Source organism: Mucilaginibacter sp. P1_A3 (genome assembly GCF_056406855.1).
Genome location: NZ_JBFTZJ010000008.1, coordinates 162,370 through 178,728, shown reverse-complemented (window position 1 = coordinate 178,728; position 16,359 = coordinate 162,370). Strand labels below are relative to the sequence as shown.

Annotated in this window: 15 protein-coding genes and 1 tRNA gene; 7 read left to right on the top strand and 9 right to left on the bottom strand. The window is 40.5% G+C overall.

From position 1 onward, the window contains the following. Positions 1-153: 153 nt before the first annotated feature. The 3 genes from AC1D0K_RS18315 to nadA form a co-directional block, all read right to left on the bottom strand. A complete protein-coding gene (locus tag AC1D0K_RS18315; protein ID WP_477390598.1) occupies positions 154-600 on the bottom strand; it encodes a hypothetical protein in 447 nt (148 codons plus the stop codon). Next, a complete protein-coding gene (thiL, locus tag AC1D0K_RS18310; protein ID WP_295720715.1) occupies positions 601-1,647 on the bottom strand; it encodes a thiamine-phosphate kinase in 1,047 nt (348 codons plus the stop codon). Between the two features lie 447 nt (positions 1,648-2,094). After that, positions 2,095-3,087 (bottom strand): quinolinate synthase NadA, encoded by a 993-nt coding sequence (gene nadA, locus AC1D0K_RS18305; RefSeq protein WP_477441510.1) that lies wholly within the window; start codon positions 3,085-3,087, stop codon positions 2,095-2,097. 407 nt (positions 3,088-3,494) lie between these two features. Between nadA and nadB the strand changes: the two genes are divergently transcribed. Then, positions 3,495-5,087 (top strand): L-aspartate oxidase, encoded by a 1,593-nt coding sequence (nadB, locus tag AC1D0K_RS18300; RefSeq protein ID WP_295720717.1) that lies wholly within the window; start codon positions 3,495-3,497, stop codon positions 5,085-5,087. Between the two features lie 182 nt (positions 5,088-5,269). Here the strand turns inward: nadB and AC1D0K_RS18295 are convergent. Beyond that, a tRNA-Gly gene (locus AC1D0K_RS18295) sits at positions 5,270-5,342 on the bottom strand. Positions 5,343-5,452: 110 nt separating this feature from the next. Between AC1D0K_RS18295 and AC1D0K_RS18290 the strand changes: the two genes are divergently transcribed. Both AC1D0K_RS18290 and AC1D0K_RS18285 read left to right on the top strand, forming a co-directional pair. Next, positions 5,453-5,833 (top strand): four helix bundle protein, encoded by a 381-nt coding sequence (locus AC1D0K_RS18290; RefSeq protein WP_477390593.1) that lies wholly within the window; start codon positions 5,453-5,455, stop codon positions 5,831-5,833. Positions 5,834-5,872: 39 nt separating this feature from the next. Further along, positions 5,873-6,385, top strand: a complete 513-nt coding sequence (locus tag AC1D0K_RS18285; RefSeq protein WP_477390591.1) for a gamma carbonic anhydrase family protein — start codon at positions 5,873-5,875, stop codon at positions 6,383-6,385. Here the strand turns inward: AC1D0K_RS18285 and AC1D0K_RS18280 are convergent. From AC1D0K_RS18280 to AC1D0K_RS18260, 5 genes are all read right to left on the bottom strand, one after another. Further along, positions 6,375-8,021, bottom strand: coding sequence for an Ig-like domain-containing domain (locus tag AC1D0K_RS18280; protein WP_477390589.1), 1,647 nt, complete (start codon positions 8,019-8,021; stop codon positions 6,375-6,377). The two genes, AC1D0K_RS18285 and AC1D0K_RS18280, sit on opposite strands and share 11 nt — an antisense overlap. Before the next feature lie 115 nt (positions 8,022-8,136). Beyond that, the gene (gene mnmG / locus AC1D0K_RS18275; RefSeq protein ID WP_477390587.1) at positions 8,137-9,999 is read right to left on the bottom strand and encodes a tRNA uridine-5-carboxymethylaminomethyl(34) synthesis enzyme MnmG; all 1,863 of its coding nucleotides are present in this window, start codon (positions 9,997-9,999) and stop codon (positions 8,137-8,139) included. A 322-nt stretch (positions 10,000-10,321) separates the two neighbouring features. After that, positions 10,322-10,567 (bottom strand): CBU_0592 family membrane protein, encoded by a 246-nt coding sequence (locus AC1D0K_RS18270; RefSeq protein ID WP_477390585.1) that lies wholly within the window; start codon positions 10,565-10,567, stop codon positions 10,322-10,324. A 1-nt stretch (position 10,568) separates the two neighbouring features. Then, the gene (locus AC1D0K_RS18265; protein ID WP_477390583.1) at positions 10,569-12,431 is read right to left on the bottom strand and encodes an ABC-F family ATP-binding cassette domain-containing protein; all 1,863 of its coding nucleotides are present in this window, start codon (positions 12,429-12,431) and stop codon (positions 10,569-10,571) included. After that, the gene (locus AC1D0K_RS18260) at positions 12,428-13,084 is read right to left on the bottom strand and encodes an NAD(P)H-binding protein (protein WP_477390581.1); all 657 of its coding nucleotides are present in this window, start codon (positions 13,082-13,084) and stop codon (positions 12,428-12,430) included. The genes AC1D0K_RS18265 and AC1D0K_RS18260 overlap by 4 nt, the downstream gene beginning before the upstream one ends. 85 nt (positions 13,085-13,169) lie before the next feature. Here AC1D0K_RS18260 and AC1D0K_RS18255 point away from each other — a divergent pair, with 85 nt between their 5' ends. The 4 genes from AC1D0K_RS18255 (at position 13,170) to AC1D0K_RS18240 (ending at position 16,320) form a co-directional block, all read left to right on the top strand. Then, positions 13,170-13,880 (top strand): pirin family protein, encoded by a 711-nt coding sequence (locus AC1D0K_RS18255; protein WP_477441506.1) that lies wholly within the window; start codon positions 13,170-13,172, stop codon positions 13,878-13,880. 91 nt (positions 13,881-13,971) lie between these two features. Next, on the top strand, positions 13,972-14,748 hold the full coding sequence (locus AC1D0K_RS18250) for an MlaE family ABC transporter permease (protein WP_477390577.1): 777 nt from the start codon (positions 13,972-13,974) through the stop codon (positions 14,746-14,748). 1 nt (position 14,749) lies between these two features. After that, a complete protein-coding gene (locus AC1D0K_RS18245) occupies positions 14,750-15,541 on the top strand; it encodes an ABC transporter ATP-binding protein (protein WP_477390575.1) in 792 nt (263 codons plus the stop codon). Then, positions 15,538-16,320 carry an MlaD family protein gene (locus tag AC1D0K_RS18240; RefSeq protein ID WP_477390573.1) on the top strand — a complete coding sequence of 261 codons (783 nt, stop codon included), beginning with the start codon at positions 15,538-15,540 and terminating at the stop codon, positions 16,318-16,320. Before AC1D0K_RS18245 ends, AC1D0K_RS18240 begins: the two co-directional genes overlap by 4 nt. The last annotated feature ends 39 nt before the right edge of the window (positions 16,321-16,359 follow it).

Genomic DNA, 16,359 nt, shown 5'->3' with positions numbered 1-16,359 from the left:
ATGAACTTTTATGGTGTAGACTTGTCCTGTGGGATGCCGAAATAAATTCGGCATGACTTCGGGGGTTAGATCATAGATATTAGTAAGTTAATAAATTGTATATCGCAGACTTGTCCTGTGGGATGCCGAAATAAATTCGGCATGACTTCGGAGTTAGATCGCCTTTATCCTCACCCTGCCAAACCACACCTTTGCTTCCCCCGAAAAAAGCAACCCCATTGCTATCAATTCAACAACCACCTCTACAACAAACAACGTAGTTAAAACCACGGGAGATTTATAAGCCACTACAGACTCATGAGGCTTCAACACTATTACAGGATGGGTGATACTTGCAACCAGAGCGTAGGAGTTTATTAATATCAAAATAAGCATCACTATCCTTGCCCATTTCCGGCCCTCGCCGGTCATAAAAATGAAGTAAAAGAGAAAGCCGAACAGAAATATAAAAGCCGCCAGGTTAATGCCCTCCAGCAAATTGCTGACCATTTGCAAAAGCAACGCCAAATAGAGCAGAAAAGTGCCCGCAATTACTTTGTTGGGCACCATCCCCTCGGGATGTTTATTCAAATAAAACCAGCCAAAAAGTTTGTTCAGCATTTACTCTGATTTTTTAAATGCATTCCATCCCTGGGCTTTCAAAGGATGCGAATTTCCTGCTTTGGTGATCAGATTACAGCCCGCTGAAGGCTCTGTGATATGACCAATGATGGTAATATCCATTTTAAACTTGATCTTGTCGTAGTCGGCCTGTTTAACGGTAAAAAGGAGCTCATAGTCCTCTCCACCACTCAGTGCGCACACGGTTGGATCAAGATTAAATTCGCGGGCCGTTTCAAAGGTCATTGGGTCTAAAGGGATCTTTTCTTCATATATGCTGCAGCCTTTGGCGCTCTGCTTGCAGATGTGCATAATTTCTGATGCCAACCCATCAGATACATCTATCATGGCTGTAGGTTTTACATCAATACTTTTCAATAATTCAACAATATCCCTACGGGCCTCAGGTTTAAGCTGGCGTTCAACAATGTAATCTTTTCCCTCCAGGTCGGGCTGAATATTAGGATTTTCCAAATATATAAGTTTCTCCCTTTCAAGTAGTTGCAAACCAGTATAAGCACCACCAAGATCGCCTGATACGCAGATCAGATCCCCTTCACCGGCACCGTTACGGTAAACAATGTCGGCTTCATCAGCATACCCTATGGAGGTTACGCTGATCACTAAACCTTGTTTTGATGATGTTGTATCGCCACCAATCAAATCCACATTATATTTTTCACAGGCAATGTAAATGCCTTCATACAATTCTTCTATAGCCTCCAACGGAAACTTGCTTGATAAACCTATCGAAACCGTAACCTGCGATGCCGTTCCATTCATGGCATAAATATCACTCAGGTTTACCTGGATGGCTTTATAGCCTAAATGCTTTAGCGGGGTATAAGCTAAATCAAAATGGATTCCTTCAAGCAGCATATCGGTACTTATTAACACCTTTTTGCCAGTAAAATCAAGTACTGCTGCATCATCACCAACACCCTTAACCGTGCTTGCCTGCTCCAGCTTTATATTTTTAGTTAAATGGTTTATCAAACCAAATTCGCCTAAGTCTTCTAAATTCGTTCTTTCCTGATTTTCAAACATATCCTTTATGATTACACCTGTTTAGGTGATTTCATTTATTAATTTTTTTATAATTTTAACACGAGTAAATTGCTCCTGTTTTTTCTCAAAATTTTTCGCGCCGTCGCAAAAAACCGCTTGCTGCCTACCGCCGAAGGCGGGAAATTTTTTTATAATTTAGGGTAGTTATTAAAAATGCTATTTTGTTAGCCCCCAAATTTTCGCGCCGCCGCAAAAAACACTGTATCCGCCAAAGGCGGAAAAATTTTTTAGCTTTTTAGGGCCTTTTCTTACTCGTCATTGCGAGGTATGAAGTATCTACTCTCCTCCATGCTTCTTCACCCTGTACAGTTTGCGAATAGATCCTTCGTTCCTCAGGATGACAAACCTTTTTAACGTCATTTCCCCTTCAGTGTCTCCCGGATTCTCCCCTCGCAATATGGGACGGTTTATTTATTTATATACCCCTTACAACCCCAATCTTGCCGAAATCTCCAGCATTCTTTCAATAGGTTTCACTGCTCTTTCAATAATATCGGCCGGTACAGTAACTTCTGGCATCTCATTTTTAAGGCACAGGTATAATTTTTCCAGTGTATTCCGTTTCATGTGCGGGCAATCGTTGCAGGCACAGCTGTTATTTGGTGGCGCCGGTATAAATGTTTTATCCGGGTTTTCCTTTTGCATCTGGTGTATAATACCTGCCTCGGTCGCTACAATAAATTCCTTATCCGGGTGACTGCCTGCATATTTCAGGATGCCGGTAGTTGAACCTATGTAATCGGCCATCTGCAAAATAACCTCTTCACACTCAGGGTGAGCCAGCAGCTTAGCACCCGGATGTCTTTCCTTCAGTTTTGTTATTTTTTCGCGACTAAAAATCTCGTGCACCATACAGGCTCCGTTCCATAACACCAGATCGCGACCGGTTTTTTTGGCCACCCAGGCACCAAGATTTTTATCCGGTCCAAAAATTATCTTCTGGTCTTTTGGCAAACTTTCAACTATTTGTACGGCATTGCTTGATGTACAAACAATATCGGTCATAGCTTTTAGTTCGGCAGTACAGTTTACATAAGTGATCACCAGGTGATCAGGATACTTTTCCTTAAATTTTTTAAATAAATGTGGCGGACAACTATCTGCCAATGAGCATCCTGCCTTTAAATCGGGCAATAAAACCTTCTTTGTAGGTGAAAGTATCTTGGCAGTTTCGGCCATGAAATGCACCCCGGCGAAAACGATAATATCAGCATCCGTTTTTGCAGCTTCCTGAGATAAGCCGAGGCTATCTCCAATATAATCTGCAATATCCTGAATATCAGGTTCCTGGTAATAATGCGCCAAAATAACGGCATTTTTTTCCTTTTTAAGTTTTTCAATTTCAGCAAAAAGATCAAGGCTTGGGTCGATGTATTCGTCCACAAATCCCGTCACATTTATTTCTTCGAAGATATCCATTTCAACAAATCAATTAATAACAACTAATTATTTATATAAATAAAACTATTACTTGTTAAGGTGTTAGTTATGTGCAAAAGTCGGTATAGATTTTAGATTAAAAGTTATTTTTCATTTTTTATTAACAGTTATCAACACTTTGTTAGCTCGTATCACTTTGATTTTGTGAATTCTAATAGTTTCAAATTTTTCTTTTGAAAGTTATATGTTAATATTTTGTTAATGTTTAAAATGTTAGCTTTAGTGTTTAAAGTATGCAAAAGTCGCTCAAAAATTATTCATTTCATTTACAAAATCCAGGGTTATCCACACTTTGGTTATTTATTAGCTATTTCTTTACATCAAATTAACATCTTTATCCCTGTTATTAACATATCGTGTACATTTGCACAACTTATATATAAAATATGACCCGAACTGTTGATTTCCTGATCGTAGGATCAGGCATTGCCGGACTAAGTTTTGCCCTTAAGGCTGCGAAACATGGTAAGGTTCTGATAGTTACAAAATCAAATGAAGACGAATCTAACACTAAGTATGCCCAGGGCGGTGTTGCTGTAGTTGTGGATAAGAAGGAGGATTCTTTTGAAAAACACATTGAAGACACCTTAATTAGTGGTGATGGCCTTTGCGACCGTGATGTTGTGGAAGCCGTTGTTAAAGAAGGACCGGAGAGAATTAATGAAATTATTGATTACGGGACTAATTTTGATAAAACGAACGAAGGTTTTTATGACCTGGCCAAAGAGGGGGGCCATTCCGAATTTAGAGTTTTACATTATAAGGATGTGACCGGACTGGAGATTGAAAGGTCATTGTTAGAAGAGATCCACAAGAATCCCAATATTGAGATATTAACACATTATTTCGCGGTAGATTTAATCACCCAGCACCATTTAGGCCAGCTGGTAGGAAAATCAAGTACGGATATAACCTGTTACGGTATTTACGCCTTTAATACGGAGAGTAATGTTGTTGAAAAAATATTATCGAAGGTTACGGTGATGGCATCCGGTGGTGCCGGCCATATTTATTCAATTACCACCAATCCAACTATTGCTACCGGTGATGGCATTGCCATGGTATACAGGGCAAAAGGTAAGGTGAGGAATATGGAGTTTATTCAGTTTCATCCTACAGCTTTGTATAATCCGGGTGAGTATCCTTCGTTTTTGATATCTGAGGCTGTACGAGGCTTTGGCGGGATATTAAAGCGTACCAATGGTGAAGAGTTTATGCAGGAGTATGATCCGCGTAAATCATTGGCGCCAAGGGATATTACCGCGAGAGCTATTGATGCCGAGATAAAAAAATCGGGCGAGGATTTTGTTTACCTGGATATTCGTCACCGCAGTAAAAAAGATATTTTAAATCATTTCCCTAATATATATGCCAAATGCCTGGAGATAGGTATTGATATGACCAAGGATATGATCCCGGTTGCGCCGGCCTGTCATTATATGTGTGGTGGCGTTATGGTTGATCATGTAGGCCAGTCATCTATATTAAGGTTATATGCCTGCGGCGAATGCTCATCAACAGGTTTGCATGGCGCTAATAGGTTGGCATCCAATTCTTTATTGGAGGCTTTAGTTTTTGCACATCGTATTTATGAAGATGCTGTAGATAAATTTAACGATTTTGTGATACCCGCTAATATCCCGGATTGGGACGAGCATGGTGTACAATTATCAAACGAAGATATTTTGGTTACGCACAACGTACGCGAAATGCAGAAGCTGATGAATGACTATGTAGGCATTGTACGGTCTGATTTCAGGCTGGAAAGGGCTATGCGGCGTTTAGGCTTATTGTACGAGGAAACAGAGTCATTTTATAAAAAAACTAAACTATCCGTAAAACTTTGCGAGCTGCGTAATTTAATCCAGGTATCATTCATCGTGGTAAAATCGGCCATGTTACGTAAAGAGAGCAGGGGGTTGCATTATACTACTGATTATCCAGTACATGCTGAAGAAGTTAAGGATACGGTGTTTTAAAAGAAATTTAAAAAAATATGTCATTGCGAAGTACGAAGCAATCGCATGCTATACAGGGCGTACTTGTACCATTCGCGATTGCTTCGTACTTCGCAATGACATGGTTGTTCTTTGATTCTATGTTGAAACGTCATCCAGTTGTGCCTTTGTAGTACACGGTGAAGAAAAAGACGAGGAATATGAGCGGAAAACGGGATTCGAACCCGCGGCCTTCAGTTTGGGAAACTGATGCTCTACCAGCTGAGCTATTTCCGCTTATTTTGTCTTCAAACATAAAGAAAATTAATTATTGAATTATTGAATTATTGAATTATTGAATTATTGAATTATTGAATTATTGAATTATTGAATTAGCTTAGTTAGATATGAATGATGTTAGCAGAATAGAGTTTGCTGAGATGTTTAAAAAACGAACAAAAAAATTTGTGGTTGATAATATTAAGCTTTTCAAGTCTTTGCCTAAAACAGAGGAAGCAAAAATAATAGGGAGACAATTATTACGTTCGTCGTCGTCTGTCGGGGCAAATTACAGGGCCGCTTGCAGGGCACGATCTCAAGCCGAGTTTCATGCCAAACTATCTATTGTGGTAGAAGAGGCTGATGAATCGGTATTTTGGATGGAAGTATTAGTTGAAGCTGAAATAATTAAAATTTCTGATATTTCTATTTTAATGGATGAAGCAAATCAAATTCTTAAAGTAGTATCAGCGTCAAGAAAAACAGTAACTATTAATAAAATTAACTAAATCAATAATTCAATAACTCATTAATTCAATAATTTAAAAATGCCAGTTATATTACCAGTTAAAGGTAAAAGCCCGGTTTGGGGCGAAGATTGTTTTATAGCCGAGAATGCCACCATTGTGGGTGATGTGGTGATGGGCAGCAATTGTTCTGTTTGGTTCAACGCGGTTATCCGCGGTGATGTGCATTACATTAAAATAGGGGATAACACCAATATACAGGATGGAGCTGTGATACATGCCACATATTTAAAAGCACCTACAAACATAGGGAGCAACGTATCTATAGGGCATAATGCGCTTGTACACGGCTGTACCCTGCATGATCATACGCTGATAGGCATGGGTGCCATTGTGATGGATCATGCCGTAGTGAATGAGTTTGTTATCATTGCAGCCGGTACCGTGGTATTGGAAAACACCATTTGCGAAAGCGGCTTTTTATATGCCGGTGTACCTGCCAAGAAAATAAAGCCTTTAACAGATGAGCAAATGGCGATGCTTAAGCAGCTTCCAAAAAATTATATAATGTATTCGGGTTGGTTTAAGGAGTAATGGGCTCCTTGGGCACCGTAATAGGTTCTTCTGCTTCCCAATTGGGTCTAAGTGTGATCTCTTTTTCGTTTATCCAGATATTTTCCGGTTGCTTTTTTAAGTGAACGTTTCCGCTGTCCCATTTGCCATTACGGTTCTCATCATAAATAACCCTCACCATATATTTTCCGGTTAAATAGTTTTTGTAAACTAAAGAAGTGCTTTTGGTAATGGCGTTACTTTGCAATATTGTTTTTTGATCGTTCAGCAGTTCAACTACGTAAGCTTTTGAGGTATCGGGCACGGTAACCTTAACGGTAAGGGTACTGTAGTTTTCTGTTTTATCTGATTGAAATTTCTTTGCAGCATATTTATTCTTATCGCCATAGATATCTGTAAAGGCGGCTTCATTAAATATCAGTTCATATTTAGCATTTTGCCGCCACCGGTATTTTAGCGTGAGAAACTTAGTATTCCCTGTGTCTTTTTGTAAGGTATAGTCAGATGTTGCCAGTGTGATGGAGTCTTCTTTAAGAGAGATCTGCGCGCTGTTTATTGTTTCGATGGGCAGGTTACTGGTAATTTTTAAGTCTTCGCCTGGCTTTAACTTATCGTTTGATATATTGTATTTGAAATTGAATACCCTTAAAAATACTTCCTTTTTGCTTTTTAACAGGTAAGTGGTATCAACGGGTTTGTTGTTATCATAAACGGCTACCCGTATCGAATCGAAGTTCATGTATTTTACATATACCGAGGCTGTATCTTTCGTTTTACTAAATTCTACGTATTTCTGATTATTGATATCTGCAGGGTATATAATTTTTAATGATGGTTTTATTAAAGCTTTATTAAAAACAAATAACATCTTTCCATCAACATCAAAACGCTTTTCGGCAAACCTGAATTTCTCCGGGAATTGTTTAAACAGATTTAGCTTGACGTTCTTCGTGTCGGATTTTAAATCGATCGGTTTTTTAAGGAAACCGATCAATTCATTATCGTTATTAAATATCTTATCCGGACTGGCCTCTTTCAGCGCGTAAATTCTGTACTTGTCCTCATGAAGATTATTCAAACTGAAATTTCCCGATGAATCTGTTGTCGTAAAAATAGAAGGCTTCTTTTTTCCAAAAAGTAGGGAATCCTGTTTTAAGGGGAAAAGCATCACAGTGATATCCTTTTCTTTTTCCTGGGTGAGGGTATTGGTTACCGATCCCGAAATACTCAATGAGTCGATATGCGGACCTGTAGAAAATACGTAGGTGAAATTTTTCATCACGTTACTTTCGTTCACATCCTGGATGGATTTTCCGAAGTTGATAACGTAGGTTGTATTTTTATGGAGTGTGTCTTTAAAAACTATGCGCAGCTTCTTTTTATTGGAAGTGTACTCCGGTGCTTTTTCCATCGTTGGGCTCATGGTGATTTCCTGGTACTGGTTGGTGAGTTTTATAAACTCATCAAATTCCAGGTCAATTTCTTTGGCAACAAAATTTCGGGTTTTGTTGGCCGGCAGCGCCTTCACTAAAACCGGAGGAGTTACATCGCGCGGCCCTCCCTGGGGCTGTTGTTGCGCGGCGCAGCCAGAAATCAATAAAACAACAAAAATATAGAGGAGAAAATTGTAAAAATTGGCCGGTTTTTGATTTAACATAGTTTTTAGGCGATATAAGCGATTTTTATGTTTTTATGAACTCCGCTATTAAAAATCTGAAATAATTGATTTAAAAAGACTTTTTATAATTATTTAATTATCAGTACTTTACGTATTATCTTGATACATGAACCATCAAAACAGAAACATCTGATGGCGACACGCCCGAAATTCGTGAAGCCTGGCCCAAAGTGCGCGGTTTTATGCGCATCAATTTTTCACGTGCTTCTTTTGATAGTGACACCAAAGTATGATAATCAAAATTTGGATTGATTTCCCGGTCTTCCATTTTTTTCATCCGGTCTACAATTTCCAATTCTTTTATAAAATAACTCTCATATTTAATTTTTATTTCAGCCTGCTCAATTGTTTCTTTATCGTAGGTCGATAACATTTCCTCTAAACCGCTGTCGGCTGTTTTAAGATCGTTAAATCCAATCTGCGGGCGGCTCAACAAATTGAAAAGCTTAGCGCCCTGGTTAATGGCCGAAGTACCTAATTCTGCCAACAAGCCATTTACTGCTGATGGATCGATAGACTTACTGCGGGTGTAGGCCACAATATCATCCGAGTTTTTTACTTTCTGATTTACCTTTTCTAAACGCTCATCGCTGATTAAACCCAGGTCGTGGGCCATAGGAGAGAGGCGGATATCTGCATTGTCCTGGCGTAAAAGCAGGCGGTGTTCTGCCCTCGAGGTAAACATGCGGTAGGGTTCTTCGGTACCTTTGGTTACCAGATCATCAATCAAAACACCAATATATGATTCAGATCTTTTCAGAATGAGCTCATGTTTATCATTGATTTTTTGGTGCGCATTAATACCCGCGATGAAACCTTGTGATGCGGCTTCTTCATATCCGGTAGTTCCGTTGATTTGCCCGGCGAAGTAAAGGTTACTGATTAGCTTGGTTTCTAAAGTTAATCCCAGTTGGGTAGGTGGGAAGTAATCATACTCGATGGCATAACCCGGGCGGAACATTTTAGCATTCTCAAATCCGGGGATCTGGATTAATGCTTTGTATTGTACATCCTCTGGCAGGGAGGTAGAGAAACCATTTACGTAGATCTCTACTGTATTTAAACCTTCGGGTTCTACAAAAATCTGGTGACGGTCGCGCTCAGCAAAACGGTTGATCTTATCTTCTATAGAAGGGCAGTAACGCGGACCTAATCCTTTGATTCTGCCAGTAAACATTGGCGATTTTTCAAAACCTTCTTTTAAGGTTTCGTGTACGTTGGTATTGGTATAGGTGATCCAGCAGCAACGTTGTTCTTTAATCATCTCTACATCGGTATAGGAAAATCTACCGCGGTCTTCATCGCCCCATTGCTCTTCCATCAACGAGTAATTCAGGCTACGTCCATCAATGCGGGGTGGGGTACCGGTTTTCATTCTGCCGGCCTCAAAACCTAATTGTGATAGTTGTTCGGTTAATCCTGTTGCTGATTTTTCACCAGCCCGGCCACCGCCAAATTTCTTTTCGCCTATGTGGATGATGCCATTTAAAAAGGTACCATTGGTAAGCACTACTGAGTCTGCTTCTATCTCTACACCCAGTGATGTACGCACCCCTGCAACGGTATTTCCCTTTACTAAGAGGGATGCTACAGTGTCTTGCCAGAAGTCAACATTGGGGGTTCTTTCCAATGCTAAACGCCATTCTTCAGCAAAGCGCATACGGTCGCTTTGTGCTCTTGGGCTCCACATAGCGGGACCTTTTGACTGGTTTAACATCCTGAATTGAATAGATGATTTATCCGTGATTATTCCCGAATATCCACCCATGGCATCAATCTCGCGCACTATCTGTCCCTTGGCAACACCGCCCATGGCGGGGTTACAACTCATCTGTGCAATGGTGCCCATATTCATGGTGATGAGCAAAACAGATGATCCCAGGTTGGCAGCGGCAGCAGCAGCTTCACAGCCTGCATGCCCGGCGCCAACCACAATAACGTTATATTTCCTAAACATTTTATACCTCCATGTTCCACGTGGAACAATCAAAATCTCTCTATATATAACGGCAGATATTTGCCGTTATGAGCGTCTTTATACTCCATGTTCCACGTGGAACATGGAGTATATATTGTTATTATTTTGGCTGATTAGCCGGTGTTTTAATTAACCTCTGCCTGCGTTTATAAGGGTATGTAGGCAGGGGTAATTGTTTTAGTTTAAAAGATCGTGCTTATTATAAGTCTTCACTTTTTTTTTAATTTACTTGTTCTTTTTTTGAAATAAACTACCTGTTTATAGTTACTGACAGGTCTTTTTATATTCAAAATTACCTCTTTTATACTGATGTTCCACGTGGAACCTTTAATAATGACACCAGTGCTACAGTACCCCAAACACCCTCTAATACCACAAAAGGGTAGAAACTCACCATGTAAGAAGCGTAGCAGCAAGTACCTGCACCTATAAAATTCATCAGCTTATAAGCTTTGCTTTCTGATGATAGCTTGTTGATTAAATTAAGTACAAAGGCTATCAATAAAATGATAACACCTATCGATGCTATGATATCTGATAGTTTCATTTTATGCTTCTTTAAGCTCAGTTAGTTCAATCCAACGGGCGCTTTTTGCATCAAGTTTTTTGTTTAAATCAGCTATCTGCGCCATTATCTCGTTCAGCTTTACAAGTTCGATACCTACCTTGTTTAGCTGTTCTGTTTTATCCTTTATTTGGTTTTCTATCACGGTAATTTCAGCTTCGGTTGTTTCCAGTTCCTTGGCTTCTTTAAAGCTTAATTTGCTTTTTTTAGCAGCAGGTGCAGGGGTTGGCGCAACTGGGCCTTTTTTGTTTTGTTGCTTGGCTTCTTCCAGCTCTATTCTGTATGATGAATAGTTGCCATTATATATGCGTACCTGGCCTTGTCCTTCCATAATAAATAGCTGGTCGGTTAGCTTATCTAATAGATACCTATCGTGAGATACCATCATTAATATGCCCGAATAATTGGTTAAAAATTCTTCCAAAACATTCAGCGTATCAATATCCAGGTCATTGGTTGGCTCATCCAGGATCAGGAAGTTTGGGTTCTTCATCAGGATGCTCATCAGCTGCAGGCGTTTCTTTTCGCCACCGCTTAGTTTAGATATAAAGCCATACTGCTTAGCAGGTGGAAACAGGAATAAGGTAAGTAGGGCAGAGGCCGAGATCATTTTACCATCGGCCATGGTAATAAACTCAGCTACGTTTTTTACTATATCTATAACCCGTTCATCATCCTTAAAAACAATACCCGATTGGTGAAAATAGCCAATCACCGTGGTTTCACCTTTTACTATGGTTCCCTTATCTGGCTGTAAAGCGCCGGTTATTAAATTAAGCAGCGTTGATTTACCCGTGCCATTCTTCCCGGCTAAACCAATACGATCGCCTTTTTTAAATATATAGCTGAAGTTATCGATATAGGTATTGCCGTTGAAACCTTTATAAAGATGTTCCATCTCCATGATCTTGTTTCCCTGGCGCGCTGTTTTAACGCTTAGTTCAACTTTTTCGCGGATACCGCCACTCTTGGTTTTATCTTCCAAATCATAATAGGCATCAATACGGGCTTTTGATTTGGTACCCCGAGCCTGTGGCTGGCGGCGCATCCATTCCAACTCTTTACGCAGTAGGTTGCTATTTTTTTGAAATGCTGCATCATCAGCTGCGTCGCGCTCTGCTTTCTTCTCCAGGTAATAACCGTAGCTGCCATTGTAGGGTACTATTTTACCCCGGTCAATTTCCAATATCTCGTTACAAACGTTATCCAGGAAATACCTGTCGTGCGTAACCATTAATATGGTTTTTGATCCATCGGTCAATAATTTCTCCAACCATTCAATGGTATCAATATCCAGGTGGTTGGTAGGCTCATCTAAAATATAAATATCCGGGTCTTCAATTAATAGCTTAGCCAATGCCAAACGTTTCTTTTGCCCGCCCGATAGGGTAGTGATAGGCTGATTAAGATGGTGGATATCCAACCGGCCCAAAATGGTTTTAATTTTATATTCATATTCCCAGGCATCCACCTCGCTCATCTCTTCCATTATTTTTTCAATGGCTTTGGCATTGTCCGGGTCGTTTTCCAATAACTCTTCGTATTTACGAATCATCTGCTGCTGCACATCATCAGCATGAAAAATGTAATCGCTGATGGTAACCGCATCTTTAAAACCTGGATCCTGCTCCAGGTAACCCATGTTAAGATCACGGGCCTGCACTACCTTGCCTTCGGTTGGTTTAATATAACCAGCCAGTAATTTTAATAAAGTTGATTTACCGGCGCCATTAACGCCAACCAGCGCAACTCTGCGACCGCGGTTAATGCCTATGGTTATATTTTTAAATAACCAGTTGTCATGAAATTGATGGCCAAGATTCTCGGCGGATAGATAAGTACTCACGATAGTTGTTTTATTACGTTTGACGGGTACACAAATACACCCACCTCATTTTTTGTTGATTGTTTGTACATGGCCAATGCCACGGTTTCGGCAGGTATGCTCCTGTATTTTTTTAAACTGCCCATCAGCAACGGATCAATCACTTTCGCAAGTCCGCCTGCAATCTTTTCCATCAACCGCTTTTCCTGCCTGTCGCCGGTTAATAATGATGGCCTGTATATATAGGTAGAGTTTATTCCCACCTTTGTAATATCATCCTCTGTTTCTCCCTTCACCTTTGTATAAAAGTTGCCCGAAGAAGCGTTTGCACCTATGGCAGAGACTAAATGATATTGCTTAACGCCATTTTTATGCGCTAATTGTGCCAGTTGTAAGGGATAATCATGATCTATCTTGTGATAGACTTTCAAATCGGGTGTTTTAGCTTTGGTTGAACCTAAACAGCAAAACAGAGCATGCCCTGTTATAGCGTTGGCATACGTATCCAATTGGTCAAAATCCACCACCAGCTGCGTTAATTTTTTATGCTGAATATCAATTTTTTTCCTCACCAGGATTAAAACCTCATCATAAAACGTTTCGCGCAGCAAAATCTGGAGCAATTTACTGCCAATAAGTCCGGTTGAACCTGCAATAATAGCTTTATTTGCCATAGGTTATTAACTTTTTGCAAAAATACACATATTTAATTTGTGGAATGAATATTGTATGTTTAAACATATAAATGGAGATATAACAATGAAAACAATATTTTATCCTGAAAACGAACGTGGTAAAAATGATATAGGCTGGTTGAAAGCTAATTTTTCTTTCAGTTTTGGCCCGTATTACAATCCCGAACTGATGCATTTTGGGGTTTTAAGGGTTTTAAACGATGATATTATAGCGGGGGGCAAAGGCTTTGGACTGCATCCGCATGATAATATGGAGATAGTGACCATCCCGCTGGAAGGTGGCCTGGAGCACCAGGACAACATGGGTAATAAAGGAGTGATCAACGCTGGTGATGTGCAGGTGATGTCGGCCGGTACAGGAGTTTATCATTCAGAATATAATGCATCTGCAACCGAGACCGCCAAAACGCTTCAGATCTGGATTTTCCCGAGAGAAAGAAACGTGCAGCCTCGTTATGATCAAAAAAGTTTTAAAGATGTGTTTAAATTAAATGAGTTAACGGTTATGGTATCACCTGGAAAAGGGGAGGGTACCCTTTGTTTACACCAGGATGCTACTTTTAGCATGGGTACTTTTGAAGCCGGGAAAGCGCTTAATTATACTATAAAAACTCCCGGAAATGGCGCTTACGTGTTCCTGTTAGATGGGAAGGCTAAATTAAATGGTGACACTTTAAACAAAAGAGACGCGATGGGTGTTTATGATACCAGTTCATTTACAATTGAAACCGAAGAGATATCCCGATACCTGATCATTGATGTGCCAATGTCATAAATCTGCAAGCCGACCCTAAAGGTTAATTTTCCTGAACTGCAAAACATTTTGACGGTAGGTTGTTTTATCTGTCGAATTTATAATGTATCATATGGCAGAACAAGCAATTACGGGTTGGCGAAAATGGATGATGGGCATTGGTGAACAATGCGTTTTCTTCGGCCGGTTTTTCAGAAACATATTTGCGGGAGGCTTTGAGTGGTCTGAATTTGTAAGGCAATGTTATGAAATAGGCTATCGCTCCATGATGTTGGTAGGCATTACCTCCTTCATCATGGGGTTTGTGCTCATTCTTCAACTGAGGCCATCGCTTGTTGCACTTGGGGCCGAAAGTATGCTGCCTAAAACCCTCGCGGTATCTTTTATCCGCGAAATGGGCCCTGTAATTACGGCCATTATCTGTGCCGGAAAAATAGCCTCCAGTATAGGCGCCGAGCTGGGTAGTATGAAGGTTTCCGAGCAAATAGATGCTATGGAAGTATCCGGTGCTAACCCCATCCAATACCTGGTTGTTACCCGTATTTTAGCTACCACATTGATGGTTCCTTTGCTATCTGTAATTGGAGACGTTATAGGGCTTTTCGGGGGCTTTCTGGCCCTTAATATCACTGATGCCATCAGTTTTTCACTCTACTTTAATAAATGTATCGGCTCGCTTGATTTCTCCGACTTTTTACCGGCGCTTGTTAAAACTATATTTTTTGGCTTCGCGATAGGCTTTGTGGGATGCTATAAGGGTTATCACTCCAATAAAGGTACCGAAAGCGTGGGTATCGCGGCAAACTCTGCCGTAGTAACAGCGTCCCTCTGGATTTTTGTTATTGATGCTATAGCTGTTCAAATCACCAGTATATTATTTTATAGGTAAGATGGCGGCAGAGAAAGAAATTAACGGCATAAATAAAAAGCCGCAGAAACCTAAGGATGAGGTTGTTATTCACGCCAGTGGTTTAAAGAAAGCTTTTGGAGAAAAAGAGGTATTGAAAAATATAACCTTTGATCTGAAACGCGGCGAGAATATGGTGGTGCTGGGCAAATCGGGCGAGGGTAAATCTGTTACCATACAATGCGTAGTAGGCATGTTGAAGCCCGATGAAGGCGATCTGAAGGTTTTTGGTGAAGATGTGGCCGATATGAGCGATGAGGAACTGAAGCAGCTGCGCATTAAAATAGGTTTCCTGTTCCAGAGCGGCGCTTTATATGATAGTATGACCGTGCGCGAGAACCTCGAATTCCCGCTCACCAGGGTACTTAGGCTGAAAGACCAGGCAGAGATAGACAAAAAGGTAGAAGAGGTGCTGGACAACGTTGGATTGCTTGAGGCGATTGATAAAATGCCCTCAGATCTATCCGGAGGGATGCGTAAAAGGGTAGGGCTGGCCCGCACGTTGATTGTAAACCCGGAGATTATGCTTTACGATGAGCCAACCACAGGGCTTGATCCCATAACCTCGCGCGAGATAAGCGAACTCATACTCCATATGCAAAAAAAATATAAAACATCATCTATCATCATTACTCACGACCTGGAATGTGCCCGTATAACGGCCGACCGCATTGTGATCATGAACGATGGAGAATATATAGCCGAAGGTACCTGGAAAGAGCTCCAAAAATCGGATAACGAACTTGTAAGATCATTTTTTAACGAAACAACATGAGAACCACATCATCGCAAAAAATAAAAATTGGACTATTTACCTTCGCCGGATTGGTGGTATTGGTTTTGGCTGTATTCTTCATTGGTAACCAAAAAGGAATGTTCAACTCCACCTTTACGGTTTACGGCACATTCAAAAATGTAAACGGCCTGCAAGTGGGCAATAACGTGCGTTTTGCCGGTATAAACGTTGGAGTAGTGCAGGCTATAAATATCGTAACAGATAGTTCGGTAAGGGTTGACCTTACGCTTAACAACAACGTGAAAAAGTTTGTAAAAGCCGATTCTAAGCTGAGTATAGGCAGCGATGGTTTAATGGGCGATAAACTGGTTGTTTTGGCGCCCGGGGGCGTAACCAGCACCCAGGAAGTACAGGATGGGGGCAGGTTGGGATCTGTAAACCCGGTGGATGTGGACAAGATAATAGTCAAACTTACCAAGGTGGCTGATAATGCAGAATCGATGACTGCAAGCCTGGCAGAAATTGTTGGCAAGATCAACAGCGGCAAGGGTAGTATTGGTCGCCTTTTAAATAATGAAAGCCTGTCCAGAAGCCTGGAAAGTACGGTAAAACAGGCACAAACAACCATGAAAAACGTACATGCCACTACGGGTACTTTAAATGAAGACCTGAAGGCCGCACAATCAAATTTCCTGTTAAAGGGCTTCTTTAATAAAAAGAAAAAAGCGGCAAAAGCAAAACAGGATTCCATCAAAAAAGTACAGGAAAATCTACAGAAAGAAAAGGAAAAGGCAGCTAAGGATAAAGCGGACAATTAAAATTCAAACGGATAGCAGTAGCGTTAAAAAAGCAAAGGC

Coding starts and splice junctions, on each gene's coding strand:
- AC1D0K_RS18315 (WP_477390598.1), bottom strand. CDS start 600: ATGCTGAACAAACTTTTTGGCTGGTTTTATTTGAATAAACATCCCGAG.
- thiL (WP_295720715.1), bottom strand. CDS start 1,647: ATGTTTGAAAATCAGGAAAGAACGAATTTAGAAGACTTAGGCGAATTT.
- nadA (WP_477441510.1), bottom strand. CDS start 3,087: ATGGATATCTTCGAAGAAATAAATGTGACGGGATTTGTGGACGAATAC.
- nadB (WP_295720717.1), top strand. CDS start 3,495: ATGACCCGAACTGTTGATTTCCTGATCGTAGGATCAGGCATTGCCGGA.
- AC1D0K_RS18290 (WP_477390593.1), top strand. CDS start 5,453: ATGAATGATGTTAGCAGAATAGAGTTTGCTGAGATGTTTAAAAAACGA.
- AC1D0K_RS18285 (WP_477390591.1), top strand. CDS start 5,873: ATGCCAGTTATATTACCAGTTAAAGGTAAAAGCCCGGTTTGGGGCGAA.
- AC1D0K_RS18280 (WP_477390589.1), bottom strand. CDS start 8,021: ATGTTAAATCAAAAACCGGCCAATTTTTACAATTTTCTCCTCTATATT.
- mnmG (WP_477390587.1), bottom strand. CDS start 9,999: ATGTTTAGGAAATATAACGTTATTGTGGTTGGCGCCGGGCATGCAGGC.
- AC1D0K_RS18270 (WP_477390585.1), bottom strand. CDS start 10,567: ATGAAACTATCAGATATCATAGCATCGATAGGTGTTATCATTTTATTG.
- AC1D0K_RS18260 (WP_477390581.1), bottom strand. CDS start 13,084: ATGGCAAATAAAGCTATTATTGCAGGTTCAACCGGACTTATTGGCAGT.
- AC1D0K_RS18255 (WP_477441506.1), top strand. CDS start 13,170: ATGAAAACAATATTTTATCCTGAAAACGAACGTGGTAAAAATGATATA.
- AC1D0K_RS18250 (WP_477390577.1), top strand. CDS start 13,972: ATGGCAGAACAAGCAATTACGGGTTGGCGAAAATGGATGATGGGCATT.
- AC1D0K_RS18245 (WP_477390575.1), top strand. CDS start 14,750: ATGGCGGCAGAGAAAGAAATTAACGGCATAAATAAAAAGCCGCAGAAA.
- AC1D0K_RS18240 (WP_477390573.1), top strand. CDS start 15,538: ATGAGAACCACATCATCGCAAAAAATAAAAATTGGACTATTTACCTTC.